Source organism: Pseudomonas sp. NPDC077408 (assembly GCF_050269105.1).
Lineage (GTDB): Bacteria > Pseudomonadota > Gammaproteobacteria > Pseudomonadales > Pseudomonadaceae > Stutzerimonas.
The window spans coordinates 1-23,065 of the sequence record NZ_JBNNHS010000018.1; the positions used below are offsets into that span (position 1 = coordinate 1).

Here is a 23,065-nt window from a genome sequence, read left to right on the forward strand (position 1 = left end):
CACCCCAGTTCGCAGCCCGCAAAGCAACGGCATGGCTGAGAGCTTCGTGAAGACGATCAAGCGTGACTACGTGGCGCACATGCCCAAACCGGATCGAGAAACGGCGCTGCGCAACCTGGCAATTGCCTTCGAGCATTACAACGAGCAGCATCCGCACAGCGCTTTGAAATACCGCTCGCCGAGGGAGTTCAGGCGCTTGGCAGCAGCATCAATTTAACGGGGAGTTGGTGTCCGGTTTTGTAGGGGCAAGTCCAGGCATAGCCGGTAGCGTTGTTCATATGGGGTTCCTATTAGTTGGACGTTTCGGATGAAGTCGTTGACGGCTGGGTGATGGTCTTGCGAGACGATCTCAATAGGAGGCATTTCAAGGCGCTCACTGAATCGCTCATGGGCGCTACTCTTGAATCCAGCATTGGCTACCTACCGCATGAGCCGGTAGCCAGATACCGTCAGAAGCCCTCCAGAACGATCTTGCCCTTTGCCTTGCCGCTCTCCAGCAAGGCATGGGCGCGACGTAGGTTTTCGGCGCTGATACGCCCGTAGTTTTCGCCAACGGTGGTGCGCAACACACCCGCATCGATCTGGCGGGCCACTTCATTGAGGATGTTGTGCTGCTCCTGCATGTCCTCGGTCTCGTACAGCGAGCGCGTGTACATCAGCTCCCAGTGCAGCGACAGGCTCTTGCGTTTGAGCGGTACGACGTCCAGCGTGGCCGGGTCATCGATCAGGCCCAACCTGCCCTGTGGCTTCAGTGACTCGATGATCTGCTCGTAATGCCGATCGGTCTGCGTCAGGCTTGCGACGTAGCTGACCTGCGGAAGGCCGATGCGCTTGAGCTCTTCGCTCAGTGGTTTGGTGTGATCGATCACGTAATGGGCGCCGAGTTCGGTGACCCAGGCCTGGGTTTCAGGGCGCGAAGCCGTACCAATGACGGTCAGGCCGGTCAACTGACGCGCCAGCTGAGTCATGATTGAACCCACCCCGCCTGCAGCGCCAATGATCAGCAGCGTTTCGCCACGGTCGGTGGTGTCGCGCGCTACGCCGAGGCGATCAAATAGCAATTCCCAAGCGGTCAGAGACGTCAGGGGAAGCGCCGCGGCCTGGGCGAACTCCAGCGACTGTGGCATCGATCCGACAATGCGCTCGTCTACCAGCTGCAACTCACTGTTGCTGCCCGGGCGGATCAGCGACCCGGCGTACCACACCTTGTCACCGGGCTTGAACAGCGTTACGTCGGAACCGACCGACTTGACCACGCCGGCAGCGTCCCAACCGAGGATGCGCGGCTGTGTTTCGTCTGTATGCGGCACGTAGCCCTGGCGGACTTTGGTATCGACCGGGTTGACCGATACGGCCTTGACTTCTACCAGCAGGTCGCGCGGCCCCGGCACTGGCTCGGGTAGATCGATCTCCACGAGGGCGTCAGGGTTCTCAACAGGCAGGCATTTGAAGTGTGCAATCGCTTTCATTCGGAGCTCCTCAGGAGACGCGGTACATTTTCATGACGGAGAATTTTTCGGCGGCGCGCTCGATAACCGGCAGCGCTGCCTGGAAATGCGGGGTGGCCTCGTGCGCAGTCAGCGCCGCTTCGTCTCGCCACTGCTCAACCATATGGAAGGTGCGAGGCTGTTCTGCATCTTTATGAAAGTCGTATTGGATGCAGTCCGCTTCGGCGCGACTTGGGCCTTGCAGATCCTGCAGCGTCTGCTGGAGCTCATCTTCGGAGCCGGCCTTGGCGACCAATGTGGCAACCAGTGTGAGTGGGGTGGTCATCGAACCTCCTGTCTGTGCATGTGTGAAAGACGCATCGAACTGGCATGGGCTTACCGAAGGTGACCCTACCGGCCATGCCGCGAAGACCTGAACGTGGTTTACAGCGTTACAACAATCTTGCCCACCTGGGCATTCGATTCCATGTACCGGTGAGCCTCGGCCATCTCGTCGAAGCTGAATGTACGGTCGATCACCGGACGCAGCTGTCCAGAGGCGAGCCCTTCATTGATGAAGTGCTTGGCCCGTTCGAGTTTTTCTCGATTCTGGGTGATCTCGAACAGCTGATAACCGCGCAGCGTCAGATGCTTGCCGAGCAGGTCCATGACCGACACAGGGATATCCCGAGTGTCCAAAGCGCCGTACTGGAAGAAGATGCCGTGGTTCGCTAGCGCCTTGAGCACCAAGGCCACTTCGGGTCCGCCAACGGGATCGAAGGCCATGCGAGCGCCTTTGCCATGAGTCACCGTCATGACCTCAGCCACCATGTCCTGCTCCTGGGTCGCGATGACTGCCGCCGCCCCCGCTTGAAGCAAGGCTTCGCGCTTGTCGCTGGTGCGGGTCAGCGCCACAGGAACGGCGCCCACCATGTTCGCAATCTGGATAGCGGCAAGCCCCACGCTGCTGGACGCCGCACGGATTAGCACCGTCTCGCCGGCCTGCAGCCCACCAAGCTCGATCAATGCGCCATAGGCGGTGACAAACTTCATCCAGGTCGCTGCTGCCTCCGTGAAAGAGAGCACTTCCGGGTGTTTGACCACCGCGTGAGCCGGCGCGTTGACCAATTCACCGTACAAGCCGTATTCGTCAAAGGAGAACGCGGGCACTACGCTGACCGCATCGCCAACAGCGAAGCCGACCACACCGGGACCCACTGCAGATACGGTCCCAGCCGCTTCATAGCCCAGCATGGCGGGAAACGTCGGTTCGATGACGTACTGGCCTGTGCGGTACATCACTTCAGCCCGGTTGATGCCGAGCGCCCTGACGTTGATTTGAACCTCGTTCGCGCCGGGAGCCGGCACGTCGATCTCGTCGATCTGGAGAACCTCCGGTCCACCGGTGCGATGAAAGCGTATGACGCGAGACATAGCGTAATCCTCAGCTATCTATCGGAAGGGCCGAGCCATGAGCGGCCCAGCCAGGTAGCCACCAGCGCACATCGGCGCTGAGGCAGCGGGCGATTAGGCCATGACGGCCGTCTTCGCCCCGACGGATCACTTGTAGCGTTCAAGCCAGTGGGCATAGGGAGCCGGCAAGGTCCAGGACGCACGCTCTACGCCCAGCTCTTGGGCGGCAAGATAGGACCAATTTGGATTGGCCAGATGTGCTCGCCCAATCATCGCCAAGTCCAGGTGACCGCTCTTGACCGCTTCTTCGGCAACGCTTGGCGTGCCGAAGCCCCATGCCGAAGCCACTGGTATCCCCGCCTCACGCTTCACGCGCTGGGCAACTTCGCCCATGAAGCCAGGCGCCCAGGGAATGTTGGTTTCAGCGATGGTGAAACCAATGCTGACGCTCAGCAGATCCAGGCCACCATCTTTGAAGCGACGTGTCAGTTCGATAGCCTCGGTCAGCGTCTGTTCGTCCCGGCCGTCGTATTCGATAACCCCTAGACGAGCGGTTAGCGGCAGGTGCTCCGGCCAAACCTCACGAACAGCCGCCAGCGTTTCAAGCAGGAAGCGGCTACGGTTGTCGAAACTGCCGCCGTAGGCGTCATCGCGATGGTTGGAGTGTTCGGAAAGGAACGACTGGGCCAGATAACCATGGGCGAAATGCAGCTCCAGCCACTCGAAGCCAGCGTCACGCGCACGGCGAGCGGCTGCGACGAAATCCTCACGCACACGGGCAATGTCTTCCAGCGTCATGGCTTGCGGCTGCTTGGCCAGGTGACCGCCAAAAGCTATGGCCGATGGAGCGATGGTCTGCCAGCCACGGGCGTCATCTTCAGCGATGTGGTCATCGCCTTCCCATGGACGGTTTGCGCTTGCCTTGCGACCGGCGTGGGCGATCTGCAGGCCGGGGACCGAGCCGGCTGCCTTGATCGACTGCACCACCGGTACGAAGGCCTGGGCCAGCTCATCGTTCCAAATACCCGCACAGCCAGGAGTGATCCGCCCTTCTGGCGCTACAGCGGTTGCTTCGACAATCACCAACCCCGCCCCGCCACGCGCAAGGGAGGCGTAGTGAACACTGTGCCACTCGTTGATCAGGCCATCGTTTGACGAGTACATGCACATAGGGGGAATCGCAATACGGTTGCGAAGCGTGACGTCTTTAAGCGTGAAGGGTTGGAACAGCGCAGACATTGGTTTCTCCGAGGGTTGTCTATTACGTTAATTCGATAGTATTCGAACTATGGAGATAGAGCAAACCCGTGTATGCTTCGTTCATGCGCCCCTACAAACACCCTCCCGTCACTGAAATCGTCCTCGAGCGTCTGCTATACGCCTTGAGCGATCCTGTGCGCCTGGAGATCGTCCGACGCCTTGCCGAACTGGGCGAAGCCAGCTGTGGCGAATTGGACGGTGGCCGACCAAAGTCCACCATGTCCCATCACTTCAGGGTGCTGCGAGATGCCGGGTTGGTCCAAACCCAAACCATCGGCACGACCCATATGAACTCGTTGCGCAGGGATGATTTGAACAATCGATTTCCTGGTTTGCTCGAGACGATCTTATCTCAGCGCGGCTAAGGCTGGCTTGAGAGTCAATTCATCGAGGAAGACGCTGAAGACGGCCTGCTTCGAAACCCTGGGCTCCAGTGAGCTCAGGGACTACCTCGCCGCTGACTGCGGAAGCATGACTAGTCCCGACGTAAACGCCTTCACCGACGACCTGTTCGCCTCCAGTCAGCCAGCTAATTCGGAGAAGGTGATGGCCGTGCTTGATTCGATCAACGCCAAATGGGGACGGGGAACGTTGCGACCTGGTGTGGTACCAGCAGCCCCCGCCTGGAGCATGCGTCGCGAGCTGATGAGCCAGAGTTTCACGACGCGAGTAGATCAATTGTGGCGGGTATCCGCGCGGTAGCCGGCATCGCGCGCCTGCTGTGCTGCTTCTCCTGGAAGGGAAAGGGCCTGGCTGCGGTAATGGATTGCTGATCCGGGCCGTGCTTGTGCCCCTCTACGCACCCGAGCTTGCAATAGATGATCCGTCTCCAAGGCGGTATGCGATCTTACCCATGCCTTGGGTTATTTGGGGTTCAGGAGATGCTGAAACCAACTAAACCGAGGAGCTAGCCATGAACCTGTTTACGCACATTGCCAATCTCATCACCTCTGTCGTCCGGCCAGAAAAAGCGGCATTCACCACGGTCATCTATCCCAGCCAGGGAAAAGCGGTCGTGGTGCATGACGGCCTTGGTATTCGCCAGGAACGTTGGTGGTATCAGGTCGATTCGCTGGAAGATGGGGACACGAGTACGTCGTTCGACAGCATCCTGCAGGATCACACTAACTGGGCTGATTCATTTGACCCGGTAGGCCAGACCCAAGCCGAGGATACTTTCTCAGCTTTCTCATCGACCCACTTCGAACCCATGGAAACCTTCTGGCTCAATCCCGCCAACGGAATGCCCATGCTCGACAGCTGTTTCGATGTCATGGGTAACGCATTCGGCACGGACACGATGACTGACAGCCTGTCGTTTGATCACGGCATAAGCAGCTTCGGAGACAGTTTTTCGTCCTTCGGTTTCGACTAACGGGCAGTCGCCACAGCACTCAGAGGAGTTTGATCATGTCGCCACTTGCACTGGTTGTTAGCTTCATCCTCACATTCGCCATCGGAATTTCCTGGCTGGCCCTGACCCTCGACGCACGCATTGGGCGCAGCAGGCTCGTCCGGCAGATTCCATTGCCACTGGACGTCCCAGCTTCTGGCTATCGTCACAATCCACAATCCCGACTCCGACCAGTATTGGCGGTAACAGGCTGCATGCTGCTACTTCTTTCCGGAATGAGTGCCGCCATCCTCGGCAGACTGGCCACCATGCAACCGGCAGAAGCGGCAGCGGTGTTCTTCGCTTATCCGCTGCTGAAAAGCCTCTGGGGGCAAATCGTGGGCGTGGGGCCAATCGTCTGCGTCGTCATGGCCGTACCCGGAACCTACTGCATCTGTTTCGGGCTCAGGAGCGACAAATGGTGAAGCTACCGTTGCCGTTTGACCTCCACTGCGGCAACAGGCTCATGCTCGAGATGGCGTTAACTTCCAAAATCACCGTCGCGTTGCCAACGGACCTCCGCTACGGCAACGACTCCGGCCCATCGCAGACCAAAAAGTAATCAATCTACGCTAGCGTTTTTAGAGGTATGCCTCAACTGATACGGAAAAGGCGCGGCAGATTCGTCCTTGCCGCTCTATAACTAACACCCAAACTGTAACGATGTTTCTGCAACGCCCAAATTGAAACAGCACGCATAGGGATCAAGAAATGTTTGTCCGTGCCTACCTTCGGGCCTCTACTGCCGAACAAGACGCTGCCCGAGCCCGTTCCGTCCTGGAGGAGTTTGCTGCCGATCATGGCAAGGCCATTGCCGCGCAATACATTGAGAACGCATCTGGTACTCGTGCTGATCGCCCCGAGTTGGTGCGCCTGCTGGCCGATTCCCACCCGGGGGATGTACTGCTGGTGGAATCTATCGACCGACTGTCCCGCCTGCCGGCTGAAGACTGGTCGAAGCTCAAGGCCGCCATCGACGGAAAAGGGCTGCGAATCGTGGCTCTAGATCTCCCAACCAGCCACCAAAGCATGGGAATGTCAGGCCGCTCAACAGTGGCGTTTTTGTACGCATGAGAACCTGGCTGCTTACTGATCAAACCCTGCTCCTTCATCAGGCCCCTGACCTTGAAGCGACCTACTTTGACGCCCTCATCCTTGAGCATGGCAACGATACTGCGGCTGCCAGCTGAACTACGGCTTTGACTGAAAAGTTCGCTAATACGGCTGCGTAAACCCACCCGCCGAACATCAATGCGACGGCGCCGAGCCATATGGGCGTAGTAACAGGAACGAGGCAGTTCAAACACTGAACACAGCAGTTGAACTGGGTAGCGTGCTGCTAACTGCCGAATCGACTTCAACGTCTGCGCCCGTGCTCCTCGGCCATCAAGAGCGCAGTGGCCTCCTTTAAGATTTTCTTCTCAAGCTCCAGCCGGTTGATGCGGGCTTGAAGCTCCTGAATAGTCTGCTGCTCAGGCGTAAGCGCTTTGGCTGTGGGGGTGATGCCACCGCGCTCCAACTGCAACTGGTTGACCCAGCGCCGCAGTGCGGTCTCACCTACATCAAGGGATTTGGCTGCCTCAGGACAGCTGTAACCCTGGTCGAGCACTAGACTGGCTGCTTCGCGCTTAAACTCGGGGGTGAAAGTACGTCGTTGTCTGCTCATCGAACACCTCTGAATGGCGAGCATTCTCGCCCTAAAAGGGTGTCCAGGATTAGTAGACCACTACACGTAGCCATATTCCTTCTATGGCGTTCAACTGTCTAAGTTCGTCACGAGCTGCAAATTCAAGGACCGCCACGCGCGGGCGACGGCATCACCACTCGTCTGGTCATAGCTCGATTTGTGGAACATACGTTCGTAGATCTAAACAGATATCTCGTAAGCAGACGAAACCACCTCATCGTCGCTTGAACGGGAGAGTCTAATGAAAGCCATCGTTTACAACGGGCCACGCGACGTCAGCGTGCAAAATGTCCCAGACGCCAAGATCGAAAAACCTACCGACGCCGTAGTGCGCATCACCACTACCAATATCTGCGGCTCTGACCTGCACATGTACGAGGGCCGCACCTCGATGGAGACGGGACGTGTTTTCGGTCACGAGAACCTCGGGGAAGTCATCGAAGTCGGCGCCGGCGTAGATCGCATCAAGGTAGGTGATCGCGTCTGTTTGCCATTTAATATCGGCTGCGGTTTCTGCGAAAACTGTGAAAAAGGTTTGACCGGTTTCTGCCTCACGGCCAACCCCGGCAGTGCTGGTGCTGCTTACGGGTTTGCCGATATGGGCTCATACCAGGGTGGTCAAGCAGAACTGCTGCGTGTGCCATATGCGGACTTCAATTGCCTGGTGCTGCCAGAGGATGCGCAAGAGAAAGAAAACGACTACGTCATGCTGTCAGACATATTCCCCACCGGATGGCATGCCACTGAACTGGCTGGCCTGATGCCGGGTGAAAGCATCGCCATTTACGGTGCAGGGCCAGTGGGCCTGATGGCAGCTCATGCCGCGATGATCAAAGGCGCCTCGCAAGTGTTCGTGGTCGACAACCATCCGGATCGATTGAAATTGGCCGCGCAGATGGGGGCCACGCCAATCAACTCCCTGGAGAAAGAGGCGGTTGATCAGATCCTCAACCTGACTCACGGCAAAGGCACTGATCGAGGTTGTGAGTGTGTGGGGTACCAGTGCTGTGACAATCACGGCCATGAGGCCAATCACCTGACGATGAACAACCTGGTAGCTTCCACCAAGGCCACGGGTGGCATCGGCGTCGTCGGGGTGTTTGTTCCTCAGGATCCGGGCGCGAAAAATGAACTGGCGAAGGAAGGCAAAATGGCCTTCGATTTCGGCGCGTTCTGGTTCAAGGGCCAGCAGATACGCACCGGGCAAGCCAACGTCAAAGCCTATAACCGCAGGCTTGCGGAGCTGATCCATCACGACCGCGCCAAGCCTTCGCAGATCATCTCTCACAGCCTGAAATTGGCGGAAGGGCCCGATGCGTACAAGCATTTCGATGCGCGAGATGAGGGTTGGACAAAGGTCATTCTGAAGCCGGCAGCCTGATCGAACGGCTGTATGGATCTGACGCCCTGACGATATCGCCGGGCGTCAGCCCAAAGACCCGCCTACTCGCGCTTACAGTATGGCCGCTATGTATTTACCGACCACATACCACCTGTCGTCCGCTCGAAATGCGAGCGCGGTTGTTGCGCAAGATGATCAAGGGAAAAATGGTAAGCGTACTGACTTCGATGGTCGACCCGCTGCGCTTTCCGGGTGGGGAGATCGTCGACCTTTACAGTCAACGCTGGGAAATCGAGCTGGGCTATCGGGCGATCAAGCAGAGACTGCTGGGCGGCGAATATACCCTGAGAAGCAAGACGCCAGAGATGATCGCTCAAGAGCTATGGGGTGTGCTGCTGGGCTACAACCTTTTGCGCTACCAGATGGTACTGATGTCCAGGCAGTGTCCCGGTGTGTACCCCTGCGAAATGAGTTTCACTGCCTGCAGTTGGGCCATCTTGGGGTTGCTGCATGGCACGTCACTGAACCATCCCGGCAACTTGCCAGGATTTCTGAGAGATTTGCAGGCATCAGCCGCTCGATATGTTTTACCCCATCGGCGACCTGATCGATGGTTCCCACGCGCAGTCGTTGGACACGCTGTCAAATCGACACATAGACGGCACCTCGTGCGAATTGAGACTCGCACGGGTCCCCATGTTCATTGGGGAATCTGCCAGTGATTTACGTTAAATCAATAACCAGGGGTTCACTCGTAGATGAAAGCCCCTCCAGAATGAATGGAGGGGTGGCCTGATCGGAGATAACCGCTTCGAGCAGCTTTCAAACAAGTGTTTCAGTGACGAAGGGCTTGAGCTGGCCAATGAACGTTTTACCATGTTCGAACCAGGCTTTGCGCACTGCCGACTCGATATATCGTTGGTAGTCCTCCGGGCTTTGGAACCAGCATTCGCCAATCGCGTGAACCGGCCCTACATCCAGGTATGGCACATGGGTATCGGCAGGGTTTTCAGCCACCAACCTAACCTCATATTTAAACAGGCCAGGGATACCCTCACTCATCTGATAGTGACGCAAACATTCCTGGCGGAACATAGGCTTTACCAACAAGTAGACAATTCGGATCATCGCGAACATTCCTTATACATGCGTCTGAGGAGAAGAAGGTTGAAGTGCGGGCGTAGCGTCAACTTCGCTGTCATCCAGATCGTCAAGGTGAATACCTTTGTTGTCGGGCAATAGCATCAACGCAATCACGGCAATGGCATACCTGATGCAGCCAGCCTCCATGATGAAAAGCTCAAGGGAGCTGACTGCATAGGCAACCCTAGCGCGAAGCACGGCGCGCTCCCAGCTGATCCAGAAGTGAGCTGCAAGGGCGTGGAACCATGCGTACGTGCCGGAAGCGATATTAATATATTGACATATATGAATATCGAGAATAGCCTACCCATAACCGCGCTAGAAACCTCAGGAGGTACTCCCATGAAAGATTCCAGCGATACCCGTCCGAATCACCTTCCCGACAGCAGCTACGGCCTGTTTATTGACAACCAATGAGTTTCGGACGAATACGGTGAAGCCCTCGACATTATCAACCCCGCCAACGGAAAAATTCTCACCAACATCCCAACGCCACAGCTGCCGACGTCGCCCGCGCGGTGCAGGGCGCACAGCGCGCCTTCGTGACCTGCACCGCTCGGACTCTTCAGACCTCGTTGATCCATGTTTTTTCGACCTACGACATCGAATATTTCAGATATGCAGGTAAGCAAAATGACACAATCAGAACTTTTCAAAACGACTCAGCTGGGCCCATACACCCTCAAGAACCGTATCGTTCTGCCGCCACTGACGCGTTCGCGCAGCTCCCAACCCGGCAATATTGCGAACGACCTAATGGCCACATATTACCGTCAGCGCAGCGGTGCTGGCTTCATGGTGACCGAGGGCACACAGATCGAACCCCGAGGACAGGGTTATGCCTGGACACCTGGCATTCATAGCCCGGAACAGATACAAGGCTGGCGTAAGGTCACCGACGCTGTTCACGCCGAAGGGGGGGTGATCTTTGCTCAACTTTGGCATGTGGGCCGCGTGTCGCACACATCGCTGCAACCCGGTGGTGAAGCGCCCGTCGCGCCATCAGCCATCCGCGCGGACAACGTCAAGGTGTTCATCGAAACTGGCCCCGGCACGGGTACACTGGCCGACCCTTCGACCCCACGAGCCCTGTCCACCAAGGAGGTAAAGGAACTGGTTGAGCTCTACGCCCAAGCAGCCCGAAATGCTTTGGACGCAGGTTTTGACGGGGTGGAGCTTCACTGCGCGAACGGGTACCTGGTAAACCAGTTCATTTCGGCCCATACCAACCAGCGTGATGATGAATATGGCGGTTCGCTGCAGAACCGTCTTCGCTTCCTGCGCGAAATCACCCTCGCTGTTGCTGGTGTGGTCGGCAAGGAGCGCGTTGGCGTTCGCTTCGCCCCGCTGTTCGCGACCACAGACGAAGACCGCGTCTACCTTGGTCTGGTCGAAGAAGATCCTCATCAAACCTACATCGAGGCAGTGAAGATCCTCGAGGAAGTGGGCATTGCCTACCTGTCGCTCGCCGAAGCCGATTGGGAAAACGCACCCGAGCTGCCTGAGACGTTCCGGGAAGCTGTTCGTAAGACATTCAGCGGCAAGATTATCTATGCCGGCAAGTACACCGCTGAACGAGGAAATCGCGTGATAAAAGCTGGCTGGGGCGATCTGATCGCTTTTGGCCGCCCCTTCATTGCGAACCCCGACCTGCCCGCTCGTATCGCCAACAACTGGCCGCTTAACCCAGTTGATCCAAGCACCATGTACGGCGGTACCGATAAGGGCTACACCGACTACCCGACTTACAAATCCTAAACGCTCAATGCCACGCCCCATAACTCAGGGGCGTGGCTCAGCGATTGTTGACCGAGGAAGTTAAGCATGTACCAACCGAGCACGATCCCCTACCAAGAGCATAGGGGATTCAAACGAACCTTCAGGCAGGGTCATCTAAGCCTTGGGCTGTTCTTTCCCCTGGAGGCTTTCGAAGGTGATACACCGAGCATGCTAGATCAGGTCGCGCTGGCCAAACGTGCAGAGGCACTTGGTTTTTCGGCGCTCTGGTTTCGCGACGTCCCACTCAGGGACCCAAGCTTCGGCGATGTCGGCCAGGTTTTCGACCCTTGGGTGTATCTGGGCTACATGGCAGCCCATACAACAAAAATCGCACTAGGCACCGCCTCCATCGCCCTTACTCTGCGTAATCCCTTGCACACGGCAAAGGCCGCAGCGAGCATTGATCAGTTGAGCGGAGGTCGCTTGCTCCTGGGAGTAGCCTCTGGCGATCGTCCCGTGGAGTTTCCCGCATTCAGCATTGATCCAGAACAGCGTGGCGAGACCTTTCAAGAAAACCTCAATGTGATACGCCAAGCCCATCGAACACACTTCGAGCCCATTCGCTGGAGTCACGGCGAGTTACTGGGGGCCGATCTCGTTCCCAAACCTACGACTCGGGAAATACCGCTATTCGTAACCGGACACAGCCGCCAGCCGCTCGATTGGATCGCGCGTGAAAGCCATGGATGGATCAACTATCCACGTCCGCCAAAAATGCAGCGACTCATCGTGGAAGATTGGCGACAGGAAACGGCTAAACAATGTGGCACTATCTACAAGCCGTTCTTGCAATCGCTGTATATCGACCTGGACGAACACCCATCCACGCCACCCTCGCCTATCCATCTAGGATTCCGACTGGGACGTAACCACCTGCGGGCCTTGCTGGATACACTTCAGGAAATCGGTGTAGATCACGTCATCCTGAACCTCAAGTATGGTAAACGCCCCGCAGCAGAGGTTATCGAGGAACTTGGCAAACATATCGTCCCGCAATTCGGCGCACAGGTGCCCGATAGTCCTACCTGACAGGGCAATAGGATTCCAGTCCAAACCAGCCCGTCATTGCGACGGGCAGGCGCGCAGAGATCATGGCGAAGCCTTCCAATTTGATGCGCGAATCAGGAAGATATCTAGATATCGAAAAAAACAGGTCTCAAAAAATTCATGACTATTGACGTCAACGAAGCCCTGAAAGCATTGGCGAACCCGACGCGCCTTGCCATCCTCAATTGGCTCAAGGATCCCAGGACAGTCTTTCCCGAGCAGGAAGTCGACCCAGAAACGGTAGGCGTGTGCGTCAGTATCATCCAAGAGCGCACGGGCCTCTCGCAGTCAACGACATCGCTTTATCTCGCAGCTCTACAGCGCGCGCAATTGGTGACATCGCAGCGGATCGGCCCCTGGACCTACTACAAACGCCACGATGAGAATATCGATGCCTTCTTCAAGGCGCTGCAAGAAAGAATCTAGGGCTGCACACCCTTGTATTTCTGACTGATTTCAGTCTTTGCCGATGTCAAAAACAGCAATCTGACCAAATAACGATCAGATCATCCGAAGCTTCGAGTGATCGAATAGCATTACCAGTGATGCGGTGCGCGGAAAAAACGCTCCTATAGCAAAACTGCCACTTGACAACGCTGAAACCAGGGCTGTACACGCAAAAGACAGCACACTCCAGAGAGGGACGCGAAGCCCTTCAAGTGCTCTTCTACGGCCAACCTTCTTTAGGGGGCAGCCGCCACGGCGTCGACATCCCACGCCAGCCCCTGGCGCGTTGGGTGATCCAAAGTGGCGAGCAACTGCAACCGTTGCTCAACCTGATGCGCGACAAGCTGCTGGACTACCCCGTGTTGCACTGCGACGAAACGCGCTTGCAGGTGCTGCATGAACCGGGACGCGACCCCTCGGCACAATCCTGGATGTGGGTGCAAAGCGGTGGGCCGCCGGACAAGCCGGTGATCCTTTTCGACTACACAGCCAGCCGCGCGCAGGAGGTGCCGCTACGCCTGCTCGATGGCTACCGCGGCTACCTGATGACCGACGACTACGCCGGTTACAACGCCGTGGCTGCACGACATCGGCAAGGTGGCCGTCGATCTGCTGGTCGAGCTGGCAGACGGCTCGCTGTGGCATCCCTGGCACGGCCCGCTGCACCAGTCGTACCGCTTCCGCTACCGCGAAGACCGCGAGTACCGGTTGCACAGCGCCGCAACAGGGCTGCTCTACCGCCAATTGCTCGATGGTCCGCTCCTAGACTGGCTCAGCGGCTATCCGTCTCTGTGGGCACCATTGCTCTACGTCTTGGCCGGGCAGTACGAGCACGCCGGCGTGCTGGGTGAACTGGTCGTGCAGGCTGATCGCGCTTCTGTGGCACAGGAACTGGGCGGCGATCCCGCGCGCGCCATGGCCGCGCCCAGGCACGCGCTGCAACGCAAGCTGCTGGACGGGCTGCGCTTCCTGCTCAAGGAACAGTTGAAGCTGAATCAGCCGGAAGCCTCCGATGGCTGGCTCACTGAGGATGGGCTGTGGCTGGTGAGCAAGACTGTCTCGGACAAGCTGCGCGCGCACCTGCTGTCTCAGGGGATCGACGGCATTCCTGCGAACAACACCGCCGTCTTCAACGTGCTGCAGGACCACGGCATGCTCCAGCCTACCTCAGACGGCAAGGCGGTCTGGCGCGCGACCGTGACCAGTGCGACCGGCTGGTCCTACTCGTTCACCCTGTTGCGCCTCGCGCCCGCGCTGATCTGGGAATCCGGCGAGCGGCCAGCGCTTTTCGCAGGCACGGTGGCGATCGACACGACGCCAGCGGAAATCAACGGCAGTGCACCAGGCACACCGCCCGCGGTCGTGGGGCAGCCAGCACCCGAAGGTCAGGAGACTCCCCCTTGGGAATGCCCTCGCAGCGATACCGCCTTGCCGACTGCGGCCCCGCCCGTGCCCGACGTCATGGAGGACATGCTGCCGATGGTTGGATTGGATGGCACGGCCGACATGGGGAAGAGTGAAGAGCCAGTGGAGAAAGTCCCTGCCCAGCCTGACGTTCCTGCCCCAACCACAGCCGCAGCGTCTCCCTTGCCACTTACCCCTGCGCCTGGACCTGCATCAACTCCAATAGTCGCGATACCATCCGGGGAGCATTTCATGACGTGGCTGCAACAGGGAGTCGCCGCGCGGCGACTCATCATCAACGACGCCAAGGCGCTCGTGCATACGGTGAGCGACACCGCCTACCTGGTCAGTCCCGGCGTGTTCCATCGCTATGCGCAGGAACATCCCCAGGTGGATGCGCTAGCCAGGCAGGACAAGCAACAGGATTGGCAGTGGGTGCAAAAGCGCTTTGAGAAACTGCAGCTACACCGCAAGCACTCAAATGGCCTGAACATTTGGACCTGTGAAGTCACGGGCCCGAGGAAGTCCCGCCGACTGCATGGCTACCTCCTCGAAAATGGGTCCTTGGTATTCGCCGAAATACCGCCCAACAATCCCTATCTTGCTTTGACTCAGGAAGGATGACGCGACTCGGGCAGCGACCGTCACCACCGTGTGGCGACGATCAATGCCCCGCGAAGCTGGCAACATTTGGCGAACTAAGCTACTCGACCCGCGCCAACTCCCGTGCAAGGAACGGAGCGGTTCGGCTGCCAGACTTTCGGGCCACCTGCTGAGGGGAACCCGCCACCACGATGCTGCCGCCGGCAGCGCCCGCGCCTGGCCCTACGTCGATCACCCAGTCGGCTTGGGCCACCGCACGCATGTCGTGCTCGATCATCACTACGGTATTGCTGGCATCGACCAGGCGCTGCAACTGCACCAGCAGCCGGTCGGCATCCGACGCGTGCAGCCCGGTGGTCGGCTCGTCGAGCACGTACAGGCTTCGGCCGCGCTGGCTGCGCTGAAGCTCGGTCGCCAGCTTGATGCGCTGCGCCTCGCCACCGGAAAGCTCAGTGGCCGGTTGCCCCAGGCGCAGATAGCCCAGTCCGATGTCGCGCAGCAGTTGCAGGGGCCTTGCCACCGCGTCTTCACCCGCGAAGAATTCGCTGGCATCGTCCACGGTCATCTGCAGCACCTCGGCGATGTTGCGCCCGTTCCACTGCACCTTCAGCGTGGCCTCGTTGTAGCGCGCGCCATGGCAGGTCGGGCACGGCGCGTACACGCTGGGCATGAACAGCAGTTCCACGCTAACGAAACCCTCGCCCTCGCAAGTCTCGCAGCGCCCCTTGGCGACGTTGAACGAGAACCGTCCGGCATCATAGCGGCGGCGTCGAGCATCGGGCGTGGCGGCGAACAGCTTGCGCACATGGTCGAACAGACCCGTGTAGGTAGCCAGGTTCGAGCGCGGCGTGCGCCCGATCGGCTTCTGGTCCACCTGCACCAGGCGCTGTATGGCGTCCACATCGCCCGCCAGATGACCGCCAGTCGCTTCGATCACCGCCGGCCCTTCGCTGGTGGCGCTTTCGGCCGCATCGTCTTCCGGCTCGTGGCCCAGGTGCAGCAGCACCAACTCCGGCAGGGCCTGCGCGACGAGGCTGGACTTGCCGGAGCCGGAGATACCGGTGACGGCCGTCAGCACGCCCAGCGGAATGCGTGCATCCACGCCATGCAGGTTGTGGCGGTGGATGCCCTGCAGTTCCAGCCAGCCGGTCGCTTCGCGTGCCCGGCTTCCCGGCGCGGGGATCTCCTCGAACAGATAGCGGGCGGTGCGCGATTCGGCAATCTTGCGCAGGCCATCCGGCTCGCCGCTGTAGAGCACGCGGCCGCCACGCTCCCCAGCATCCGGCCCGACATCCACGAGCCATTGCGCGCGGCGCATCAGGTCCAAGTCGTGCTCCACCACGAACACCGAGTTGCCGGCGTCGCGCAGCCGGTCGAGTGCGTCGTACAGGGCCTGGCTATCGGAGGGGTGCAGGCCCGCGGAGGGCTCGTCGAGCACGTACACGACACCGAACAGCAGGGAACTCAATTGCGTGGCCAGCCGCAGGCGCTGCAACTCGCCGGCCGAAAGCGTCGGCGTGGCCCGGTCCAGCGTCAGGTAGCCCAGGCCTAGCTCGCGCAGTTGGCGCAGGCGCGCCATCACGCCTCCAGCCAGGCGCTGCGCGGCGAGGCGCTTTTCTTCCGATAGCGCCGAGGTGCGGCGCACGTCGGGCGATACCGCATGGACGGCGCGACCGGAGGCCGCGCGTTCGGCACGGTCGCGTCGGGTCGCTTCCTTGTCCGTAGCCGCCCCCGCTGCATGGGCGCGGAAATCGCCCTGGGCGATGGGTTCGAGCAAGGCCGCCAACTGGTCCAGCGGCATCTGCATGAACGCGCCGATGTCCACGCCGGCGAAGGTGACCGACAGCGCCTCGGGCTTGAGCCGCTTGCCGTGGCAGGTGGGGCACGGTTTGCCCTCCATGAACCGGGACACGCGCTTTCTCATCAGCGCGCTCTGGGTGTTGGCAAAGGTGTGCATCACATACCGCCGGGCGCCGGTGAAGGTGCCCATGTAGCTCGGCTCCATCTTGCGCTTGAGCGCGGCGCGGGTTTCGGCGGGCGTGAAGCCGGCGTACACCGGCACCGTCGGTGTTTCCTCGGTGAACAGAATCCAGTCGCGATCCTTCTTTGGCAGGTCCTTCCACGGTCGGTCAACGTCGTAGCCCATGCTGACCAGGATGTCGCGCAGGTTCTGGCCTTGCCAGGCGGGGGGCCAGGAGGCGATCGCCCGCTCGCGGATGCTCAGGGAGGGATCGGGCACCATGATGGCCTCAGTCACCTCGTACACATGGCCCAGGCCGTGGCAGGTCGGGCACGCTCCCTGCGGCGTGTTGGGCGAAAAATCCTCGGCGTACAGCATGGGCTGGTTGGCTGGGTAGGCGCCGGCGCGCGAATACATCATCCGCACCAGGCTGGACAAGGTGGTCACACTGCCCACAGAGGAACGCGCGTTGCTGGAGCCCCGCTGCTGTTGCAGCGCCACCGCCGGCGGCAGGCCGTCGATCGCATCGACGTCCGGCACGCCCGCCTGGTCGATCAGTCGCCGCGCATAGGGGGCCACCGACTCGAAGTAGCGCCGCTGGGCCTCGGCATAGATGGTGCCAAAGGCCAGCGAGGACTTACCGGAGCCGGAGACACCCGAGAACACCACCAGCGCGTTACGCGGGATGGAGACGTCCACCTCCTTGAGGTTGTTCTCGCGCGCGCCACGCACCTGCACGAGGCCGCTGGCCGCAGCGGTACAAGAGGATTCACCGAAAGAATTGTTTGGCATGTTCTTATCCTGTAGTTCGTCCCGCTCAGGACGGGACTTCCTGAGTCCGGGGGCCGCGGCGACTGGCTTCGAGCGCTGCGGTGACAGTGCGGGCGTCGTAGCTACCGCGCAGGCGGCGACCCTCGACGAAGAACGTCGGCGTGACATGCGCACCGCTGGCGACCGCACTGGCGAGGTCGCGCTCGACACGCTCGATCACCGCAGAGCTGTCGAGATCCGCGATGAACCGATCGACGTCGAGCCCAAGCTCTACGGCGTAGCCGATCAGATCCTCGCGCTCCAGCGCGTGCTGACGGGTAAACACGAAGTCCAGCCACGGCCAGAACATCCCCTGATTCGATGCCGCCTCGGACGCACGCGCGGCGATCGGCCCATGCGGGTGGTGCGGCAAATGGCGCACCACATACCGCAGGTCGTCCCCGAAGTGGGCGCGCAGATCCTCCCAAGAACCGGTAGCGTGCGCACAGTACGCGCACTCGAAGTCCACGTACTCCACCAGCGTGAGCTGCGCGTCCTCTGGCCCGCGGATGTGATCGACCTCGGGATCGACCGGCGGCTCAAGCACCATCGGCAGATCGGCGGTCTCCTCACCCCACCTGCGTGCGGCAACCTTGAAGATGAGCCACCCGAGCAACGTGGCGAGCATCATCGACACGAGCACGCCGACCGTCGCCTGGCGGCCCAGGTCGGAGGTCGTGCCGAACGCGAGTCCGATGATGAGCAGCGACACGGTGAACCCGATCCCGGACAGTGCCGCACCACCGAACACGCTCCCCATTCCGACACCCGCCGGCAGGCGCCCCAAGCCGAGGCGGACCGCGGCGAGAGTGATGAGCCCGATGCCCAGGAGCTTGCCGAGCACGAGCCCCGCGATGACGCCCCAGGTCACGGGCGAGCCGAAGGCCTCCGCGAGCAGCCCACCACGCAGGTCCACCCCGGCGTTCGCCAAGGCGAACACCGGCACGATCAGCAGCGCTGTCGGCAGCCGCAGGAACTCGTGCAGCCGCTCATTCACCGAGATACCCTGGGACAGCCCGCAGTCCACTGCGCGAGCCGATGCGGCACTCGGAGACTGCCAGAAGTCACGGAACAACTGTCTTGCCGCGACGACCTTGTGACGTTGCGTTGCGTAGGCGGGGATCAGGAGCCCCGCGGCCATCCCGGCGAGGGAGGCATGAATGCCGGAGTACACGGTCGCGAGCCACAGCACGATCACGATCAGCACATACGGCGTTGCCCGCCACTGGCGGGTGCGCCCCAGCAACCACAACCCGACGAGACTGGCGAGGGCGATCAGCAACGGGACGACGCGGATCTCCTCGCTATAGACGATGCCGATGATGGACACGGCGAGGAAGTCATCGACCACGGTCAGGGTGAGCAAGAACACGCGCAACTGACCGGATAGCCGCGGGCCGACGATCGCCAGGGTGCCCAGCATGAACGCCGTATCGGTACCGACCACCGCCCCCCACCCGCGCAGGCCCTCACTTCCTGCCAGCCCCACGATCAGGACATACAGCAGCGCGGGCAGCACGACACCCGCGACCCCCGCGATCAGAGCGAGACGGGCACGGCTGCGGTCCCTGAGCGACCCGTGGGCGAATTCCTGACGCACCTCCAGGCCGATCAGGAAGAAGAAGACGACCATCAGGCCGTCGTTGACCCAGTGATGCAGATCCATGTGCAGGCCCAATGGCCCAAAGTTGAACCCGACGTCCAGGTGCCACAACTCGAAATAGGCATCGGATAGCGGCGAGTTCGCCCACGCCAGCGCCACAACCGTGACGATCACCAGCAGCACCGCAGCCCCAGACTCAGTGCGTAGATAGCGGGCAACGCGTCTCCGTCTGATATGCGCCGAGGACTCACCGAAAGAAGAGGCTGGCATGTGCTTATCCTGTAGTTTGTGAGATCACGATGGGCAGGTTTCGGATGGACCGATCAGGCGTCCGCCTCTGGCGGCGTCTCATCATCGAGCGAGCGCAGCCAAGCGAGTCTTTCTCCCAGCCTGCGCTCAACACCTCTGTCCGTTGGCTGATACCAACCCGGCCGCGCCACGCCCTCGGGAAAATAGGTTTGCCCAGCGGCATAAAAGGCTAGAAATGGTGTCCACTTAAATCAGGTGGACACCATCGCCTTTGGCGTCGGGGCCAAGAAGGTGTGTTGGCCGGACGGATACACAGAATCGGCCAAAAGCGGTCATCAGGGCTGGCTTGAATCGGGGCCGAAGGATTACGCTCTCAGCCCCATAATTGCTGGTCAGACAGTTACCACGATCTTGCCGATCTGCTGATTGGCTTCAAGGAAACGATGGGCATCCTGGATGTCGCTAAGTGTGAATGTCTTTGCGATGATCGGGCGCAACGCACCGGACTCCAACCCTTGCAGAATAAAAGCCTTTGCTCTCTCTAGGGCTTCAGGGTCGGCCACAATCTCTGCGTAGAGATAGCCCTTCAAAGTCAGGCTTTTGCCCAGCACGGTAAACAGTGGGAATGGTGTCGGTTCAGAGCTAAGTGCGCCGTACTCCAGCAAAATTCCGCCCCGCGCCATGCTCTGCGTGAGAGGTTCCAAGGACGGCCCGCCTACAGGATCGAATACAACGCGAGCGCCTTGACCGGCAGTTATCGTCATAACACGCTCGACGATATCCTCTTCATCGCTGACGATGACATGCGCAGCGCCTGCATCAAGTAGGGCTTGCTTCTTCGCGTGAGTTCGAGTGATCGCAATCGATGTGGCGCCGACCATACGAGCCATTTGGAAGGCGGCCAAGCCAACACTGCTTGACGCGGCGGTAACGATGACAAAATCGCCCTGACGTAGCTTCGCCTGTTCAATCAATCCCCCCCAGGCGGTGACGTACTGCATCCAAGACGCCGCAGCCTCTTCAAAGGACAAGTTCTCAGGGCTCTTTACCACCAGGTGGGCCGGTACATTGGCCAACTCGCCGTAGGTGCCCCAGCGAGCAATATCCAGAGGTGGGATCAGAGCGACCGAGTCACCAATCGTGATCTCGGTTACGTCGCTCCCAACTGCCGTTACGATGCCTGCGGCCTCGTAGCCTAAGCGGCTGGGGAACTCCGCTTCTTGTAGGTATGCGTGATTGCGGAACATCACTTCGGCTCGGTTCAAGCCAAAAGCTTTAACACTAATTTGCACCTCGTTTGCTGCTGGTGCCGATACTTCCAGATCTTCCAGCTTCAGAACGCTGGCGTCACCGTATTCATGAATTCTGACAATGCGTGCCATCATAAATACCTCGTTTATCAATGGGCCTCGACGTACATCCGGAAGGTATCCGGGCACTCGAAAGGTGACAAAAATTTAGTCATTGGTTGGCGCTAGATAAATGCCTACGATGGCGTATTACTAGAAACAGAGTGTTTATAATGGATCGCCTGACCCAGATGGCCACGTTCGTCAAAACAGTTGAGCTGGGTTCATTCAGCGCCGCTGCGGACGACCTGAATCTGTCCCCTCAATTGGTAGGGAAACAGGTGAAAATGCTCGAACAACATCTGGGTGTTTCCCTGCTGCACCGGACTACGCGCAGGCAAAGCCTCACCGACTTCGGCAGGGCGTTCTACCCGCGAGCAAAACTGATCCTTGCAGACATGCAGTCTGCCGAGAGCCTGGCTGCCCTCACTCGGGGCACACCAAGCGGCCGCCTTCGCATCAACGCGCCGGTCACGTTCGGAATCCGCACGCTTTCGCCACGCCTGCTGGAATACATGGTTCGGTATCCTCAGGTGTCTGTTGACCTAACGTTATCGAACGAACTGGTCGATATCGTTGATGATGGTTACGACGTGGTATTTCGCATCGGCGAGCTGGCGAGCAGTGGGTTGAAGGCATTGCCACTGGAGCCCTATCAGATGGTTTTATGCGCTGCGCCGTCCTATCTTGCACGTCGCCCTCCCATCATCAATCCGTGGGATCTACAGCAGCAGGAATGTCTGGGGTTTACCTATTCTGATGGCCGCTCACACTGGAGCTTCGACAGCCCGGAGGGGCGTATAGATGTTCCTATTACAAGCAAATTAACGATCAATCAAGGTGATCCACTGCTGGCAGCGGCTGTAGCTGGTCTAGGCGTGGTTCTACAGCCGATAGAGTTGGTTAGCGATGCACTGCGCGATGGGACACTGGTGCGTCTGTTGCCGCAGTACCCGGTGCCGAATACCGCAATGCACATCCTCTATGCCCCTGACCGAAGAATGACTCCAAAGCTGCGCAGCTTCTTGGAGTTTGCGCGTGAGGCTTTTGGGCAGCGAGGCCCTCTCTAACGCACGAAAATCAATGTCTGCGCTATCCGGTATTCGTAAAGGACGACGATTACCGTGGCTCACCGGATATGACCAAGCACCCCTTGCTGAGGAAGTACCTGCTGTAGCACTTCGCGGCGGAAGTCGAAGAACTGAAAGATGCCATGTTCGTTGGCTTGGGGCCGTAGGTCCAGAGCGTGCTGGACCGCCTGATCCAGGAGCGGGTTCTGAATCCCGACCGGGTGATTGCCGGCATGCTGCACCCCTCCGGAAACTGCACCTACCGGATCAACTACCTCATCGGCGACAGAAGCGCGCTGGTCCCGCACGCCACCAGCCCTGTGCCTTACGACCAGGTCCGGCGAGCATTTCGGGAGCGGTTCGTCACCGCCTGATCGAACGTCGGATGAGTGGATGCTGACGCGGGTTCAATTCCCAAACGGGAATAGAACTGGCGCCCTGTCTGATGCGCTCGGTTGGTGACCCGACCAGGGCAGAACTGGTAGGATTGCGGGCATCAAGGCCCGGATTCCGCACCTTTCCGCAGGAGTTTGCAGCGGTCGCAAGGCGCTGAGTTACATAGGTTTGGCGCAGGGTTCCACCCCACCGAGCCCCTGCAGGAGTTCGAATCGTTACGCCCCCCCAGAAACCCTCACTAGCCCGAACGGCCCGGTGCTAGGTCGTTGATTTTCAACAAATCGCTCGATCGATCCGCGCTTGCGGACTGCGGACTTCCAATGGGCCGGAAATCTGGCTCGCCCAGACGGCTCTCGGTACCGACACGTTGCAAACAGTCGGTACTTCTCGATAACTACCCGACGAATCGGAACATCACAGCCAGCCCTGATGTTGCCCCTGCTTGCTGACGCAGCTTGGAAGTTCTGGCTGCAATATTGCCCCCCGTCGCTGTGGAAGGTAGCTCCCTGGGCAAGTGCAATCGAGGGGGGGATCGCTGCGTAGAGCTTGTGCCCCCCATCCTGCAGCGTGACCTGATTGGGTCAAGGCCGGGTTGTCATGCAGGCAGTTTGGCTGCAAGCAGTTCGACCTTCTCGATATTGGGCGGAGAACTGAGCAAGGTCGCGGCGTTGGCCATCAAGGCC

General features: G+C 59.5%; 20 protein-coding genes and 5 pseudogenes. 15 read left to right on the top strand and 10 right to left on the bottom strand.

Annotation, left to right across the window (positions count from 1 at the left end; genetic code table 11):
• On the top strand, positions 1-217 hold a 217-nt coding region (locus ACQKEK_RS22920; protein WP_499167710.1), incomplete at its 5' end, for an integrase core domain-containing protein.
• Between the two features lie 232 nt (positions 218-449).
• Here ACQKEK_RS22920 and ACQKEK_RS22925 read toward each other — a convergent pair.
• The 4 genes from ACQKEK_RS22925 to ACQKEK_RS22940 all read right to left on the bottom strand — a co-directional run bounded on the left by ACQKEK_RS22925 (position 450) and on the right by ACQKEK_RS22940 (position 4,079).
• Positions 450-1,469 carry a zinc-binding alcohol dehydrogenase family protein gene (locus ACQKEK_RS22925; protein WP_003288728.1) on the bottom strand — a complete coding sequence of 340 codons (1,020 nt, stop codon included), beginning with the start codon at positions 1,467-1,469 and terminating at the stop codon, positions 450-452.
• Positions 1,470-1,479: 10 nt separating this feature from the next.
• Positions 1,480-1,773 (bottom strand): putative quinol monooxygenase, encoded by a 294-nt coding sequence (locus ACQKEK_RS22930; RefSeq protein WP_033999984.1) that lies wholly within the window; start codon positions 1,771-1,773, stop codon positions 1,480-1,482.
• Positions 1,774-1,871: 98 nt separating this feature from the next.
• Positions 1,872-2,861, bottom strand: coding sequence for a zinc-dependent alcohol dehydrogenase family protein (locus tag ACQKEK_RS22935; protein ID WP_033999986.1), 990 nt, complete (start codon positions 2,859-2,861; stop codon positions 1,872-1,874).
• Positions 2,862-2,987: 126 nt separating this feature from the next.
• Positions 2,988-4,079: an NADH:flavin oxidoreductase/NADH oxidase gene (locus ACQKEK_RS22940; RefSeq protein ID WP_025297874.1), complete on the bottom strand. Its 1,092-nt coding sequence runs from the start codon at positions 4,077-4,079 to the stop codon at positions 2,988-2,990.
• Between the two features lie 83 nt (positions 4,080-4,162).
• Between ACQKEK_RS22940 and ACQKEK_RS22945 the strand changes: the two genes are divergently transcribed.
• The 5 genes and pseudogenes from ACQKEK_RS22945 to ACQKEK_RS22965 form a co-directional block, all read left to right on the top strand.
• Positions 4,163-4,465, top strand: a complete 303-nt coding sequence (locus ACQKEK_RS22945) for an ArsR/SmtB family transcription factor (protein ID WP_172767913.1) — start codon at positions 4,163-4,165, stop codon at positions 4,463-4,465.
• A 106-nt stretch (positions 4,466-4,571) separates the two neighbouring features.
• The gene (locus tag ACQKEK_RS22950) at positions 4,572-4,802 is read left to right on the top strand and encodes a DUF4113 domain-containing protein (protein WP_079381875.1); all 231 of its coding nucleotides are present in this window, start codon (positions 4,572-4,574) and stop codon (positions 4,800-4,802) included.
• A gap of 211 nt (positions 4,803-5,013) precedes the next feature.
• A complete protein-coding gene (locus tag ACQKEK_RS22955; protein ID WP_032904189.1) occupies positions 5,014-5,475 on the top strand; it encodes a hypothetical protein in 462 nt (153 codons plus the stop codon).
• A 35-nt stretch (positions 5,476-5,510) separates the two neighbouring features.
• Positions 5,511-5,918: a hypothetical protein gene (locus tag ACQKEK_RS22960; RefSeq protein WP_042927603.1), complete on the top strand. Its 408-nt coding sequence runs from the start codon at positions 5,511-5,513 to the stop codon at positions 5,916-5,918.
• Between the two features lie 286 nt (positions 5,919-6,204).
• Positions 6,205-6,525 (top strand): annotated as a pseudogene (locus ACQKEK_RS22965) (recombinase family protein); the annotation flags it as partial.
• Here ACQKEK_RS22965 and ACQKEK_RS22970 read toward each other — a convergent pair.
• Positions 6,519-7,159, bottom strand: a pseudogene (locus ACQKEK_RS22970) (transposase); the annotation flags it as partial. The pseudogenes ACQKEK_RS22965 and ACQKEK_RS22970 overlap by 7 nt on opposite strands.
• A gap of 262 nt (positions 7,160-7,421) precedes the next feature.
• On the opposite strand from ACQKEK_RS22970, the gene ACQKEK_RS22975 reads away from it, so the two are divergent.
• Both ACQKEK_RS22975 and ACQKEK_RS22980 read left to right on the top strand, forming a co-directional pair.
• Complete coding sequence (locus ACQKEK_RS22975; RefSeq protein ID WP_033999988.1) at positions 7,422-8,561, top strand: glutathione-independent formaldehyde dehydrogenase; 1,140 nt, start codon at positions 7,422-7,424, stop codon at positions 8,559-8,561.
• A complete protein-coding gene (locus ACQKEK_RS22980) occupies positions 8,528-9,244 on the top strand; it encodes a transposase (RefSeq protein WP_196740286.1) in 717 nt (238 codons plus the stop codon). Before ACQKEK_RS22975 ends, ACQKEK_RS22980 begins: the two co-directional genes overlap by 34 nt.
• A 100-nt stretch (positions 9,245-9,344) precedes the next feature.
• Here ACQKEK_RS22980 and ACQKEK_RS22985 read toward each other — a convergent pair whose 3' ends face one another.
• Complete coding sequence (locus ACQKEK_RS22985; protein ID WP_033999990.1) at positions 9,345-9,650, bottom strand: EthD domain-containing protein; 306 nt, start codon at positions 9,648-9,650, stop codon at positions 9,345-9,347.
• 648 nt (positions 9,651-10,298) lie between these two features.
• Between ACQKEK_RS22985 and ACQKEK_RS22990 the strand changes: the two genes are divergently transcribed.
• The 5 genes and pseudogenes from ACQKEK_RS22990 to mobH all read left to right on the top strand — a co-directional run.
• The gene (locus tag ACQKEK_RS22990) at positions 10,299-11,423 is read left to right on the top strand and encodes an alkene reductase (RefSeq protein ID WP_034000002.1); all 1,125 of its coding nucleotides are present in this window, start codon (positions 10,299-10,301) and stop codon (positions 11,421-11,423) included.
• A 66-nt stretch (positions 11,424-11,489) separates the two neighbouring features.
• Entirely contained in the window at positions 11,490-12,473 is a 984-nt protein-coding gene (locus ACQKEK_RS22995; protein WP_003291626.1) for an LLM class oxidoreductase, read from the top strand.
• A 138-nt stretch (positions 12,474-12,611) separates the two neighbouring features.
• On the top strand, positions 12,612-12,917 hold the full coding sequence (locus ACQKEK_RS23000) for an ArsR/SmtB family transcription factor (RefSeq protein WP_012464920.1): 306 nt from the start codon (positions 12,612-12,614) through the stop codon (positions 12,915-12,917).
• A 266-nt stretch (positions 12,918-13,183) separates the two neighbouring features.
• Positions 13,184-13,520: pseudogene (locus tag ACQKEK_RS23005) on the top strand (IS66 family transposase); the annotation flags it as partial.
• Positions 13,518-14,966 (top strand): annotated as a pseudogene (gene mobH / locus ACQKEK_RS23010) (MobH family relaxase); the annotation flags it as partial. The pseudogenes ACQKEK_RS23005 and mobH, both read left to right, overlap by 3 nt.
• 79 nt (positions 14,967-15,045) lie before the next feature.
• On the opposite strand, the gene ACQKEK_RS23015 reads toward mobH, so the two are convergent.
• The 3 genes from ACQKEK_RS23015 to ACQKEK_RS23025 all read right to left on the bottom strand — a co-directional run bounded on the left by ACQKEK_RS23015 (position 15,046) and on the right by ACQKEK_RS23025 (position 20,949).
• Positions 15,046-17,697, bottom strand: coding sequence for an excinuclease ABC subunit UvrA (locus ACQKEK_RS23015; protein WP_042927606.1), 2,652 nt, complete (start codon positions 17,695-17,697; stop codon positions 15,046-15,048).
• Positions 17,698-17,722: 25 nt separating this feature from the next.
• Positions 17,723-19,588 carry a Na+/H+ antiporter NhaA gene (gene nhaA / locus ACQKEK_RS23020; protein ID WP_042927607.1) on the bottom strand — a complete coding sequence of 622 codons (1,866 nt, stop codon included), beginning with the start codon at positions 19,586-19,588 and terminating at the stop codon, positions 17,723-17,725.
• A 371-nt stretch (positions 19,589-19,959) separates the two neighbouring features.
• Positions 19,960-20,949: a zinc-dependent alcohol dehydrogenase family protein gene (locus tag ACQKEK_RS23025; protein WP_042927614.1), complete on the bottom strand. Its 990-nt coding sequence runs from the start codon at positions 20,947-20,949 to the stop codon at positions 19,960-19,962.
• A 140-nt stretch (positions 20,950-21,089) separates the two neighbouring features.
• On the opposite strand from ACQKEK_RS23025, the gene ACQKEK_RS23030 reads away from it, so the two are divergent.
• Positions 21,090-21,986, top strand: coding sequence for a LysR family transcriptional regulator (locus tag ACQKEK_RS23030; protein WP_013970892.1), 897 nt, complete (start codon positions 21,090-21,092; stop codon positions 21,984-21,986).
• A gap of 176 nt (positions 21,987-22,162) precedes the next feature.
• Complete coding sequence (locus ACQKEK_RS23035; RefSeq protein WP_023082110.1) at positions 22,163-22,360, top strand: hypothetical protein; 198 nt, start codon at positions 22,163-22,165, stop codon at positions 22,358-22,360.
• 617 nt (positions 22,361-22,977) lie between these two features.
• Here ACQKEK_RS23035 and ACQKEK_RS23040 read toward each other — a convergent pair.
• Positions 22,978-23,065 (bottom strand): annotated as a pseudogene (locus tag ACQKEK_RS23040) (antibiotic biosynthesis monooxygenase); the annotation flags it as partial.

Excerpts from the sequence above, each read along its gene's own strand:
- ACQKEK_RS22925 (WP_003288728.1), bottom strand. The coding sequence starts at position 1,469 with ATGAAAGCGATTGCACACTTCAAATGCCTGCCTGTTGAGAACCCTGAC.
- ACQKEK_RS22930 (WP_033999984.1), bottom strand. The coding sequence starts at position 1,773 with ATGACCACCCCACTCACACTGGTTGCCACATTGGTCGCCAAGGCCGGC.
- ACQKEK_RS22935 (WP_033999986.1), bottom strand. The coding sequence starts at position 2,861 with ATGTCTCGCGTCATACGCTTTCATCGCACCGGTGGACCGGAGGTTCTC.
- ACQKEK_RS22940 (WP_025297874.1), bottom strand. The coding sequence starts at position 4,079 with ATGTCTGCGCTGTTCCAACCCTTCACGCTTAAAGACGTCACGCTTCGC.
- ACQKEK_RS22945 (WP_172767913.1), top strand. The coding sequence starts at position 4,163 with ATGCGCCCCTACAAACACCCTCCCGTCACTGAAATCGTCCTCGAGCGT.
- ACQKEK_RS22950 (WP_079381875.1), top strand. The coding sequence starts at position 4,572 with ATGACTAGTCCCGACGTAAACGCCTTCACCGACGACCTGTTCGCCTCC.
- ACQKEK_RS22955 (WP_032904189.1), top strand. The coding sequence starts at position 5,014 with ATGAACCTGTTTACGCACATTGCCAATCTCATCACCTCTGTCGTCCGG.
- ACQKEK_RS22960 (WP_042927603.1), top strand. The coding sequence starts at position 5,511 with ATGTCGCCACTTGCACTGGTTGTTAGCTTCATCCTCACATTCGCCATC.
- ACQKEK_RS22975 (WP_033999988.1), top strand. The coding sequence starts at position 7,422 with ATGAAAGCCATCGTTTACAACGGGCCACGCGACGTCAGCGTGCAAAAT.
- ACQKEK_RS22985 (WP_033999990.1), bottom strand. The coding sequence starts at position 9,650 with ATGATCCGAATTGTCTACTTGTTGGTAAAGCCTATGTTCCGCCAGGAA.
- ACQKEK_RS22990 (WP_034000002.1), top strand. The coding sequence starts at position 10,299 with ATGACACAATCAGAACTTTTCAAAACGACTCAGCTGGGCCCATACACC.
- ACQKEK_RS22995 (WP_003291626.1), top strand. The coding sequence starts at position 11,490 with ATGTACCAACCGAGCACGATCCCCTACCAAGAGCATAGGGGATTCAAA.
- ACQKEK_RS23000 (WP_012464920.1), top strand. The coding sequence starts at position 12,612 with ATGACTATTGACGTCAACGAAGCCCTGAAAGCATTGGCGAACCCGACG.
- ACQKEK_RS23015 (WP_042927606.1), bottom strand. The coding sequence starts at position 17,697 with ATGCCAAACAATTCTTTCGGTGAATCCTCTTGTACCGCTGCGGCCAGC.
- nhaA (WP_042927607.1), bottom strand. The coding sequence starts at position 19,588 with ATGCCAGCCTCTTCTTTCGGTGAGTCCTCGGCGCATATCAGACGGAGA.
- ACQKEK_RS23025 (WP_042927614.1), bottom strand. The coding sequence starts at position 20,949 with ATGGCACGCATTGTCAGAATTCATGAATACGGTGACGCCAGCGTTCTG.
- ACQKEK_RS23030 (WP_013970892.1), top strand. The coding sequence starts at position 21,090 with ATGGATCGCCTGACCCAGATGGCCACGTTCGTCAAAACAGTTGAGCTG.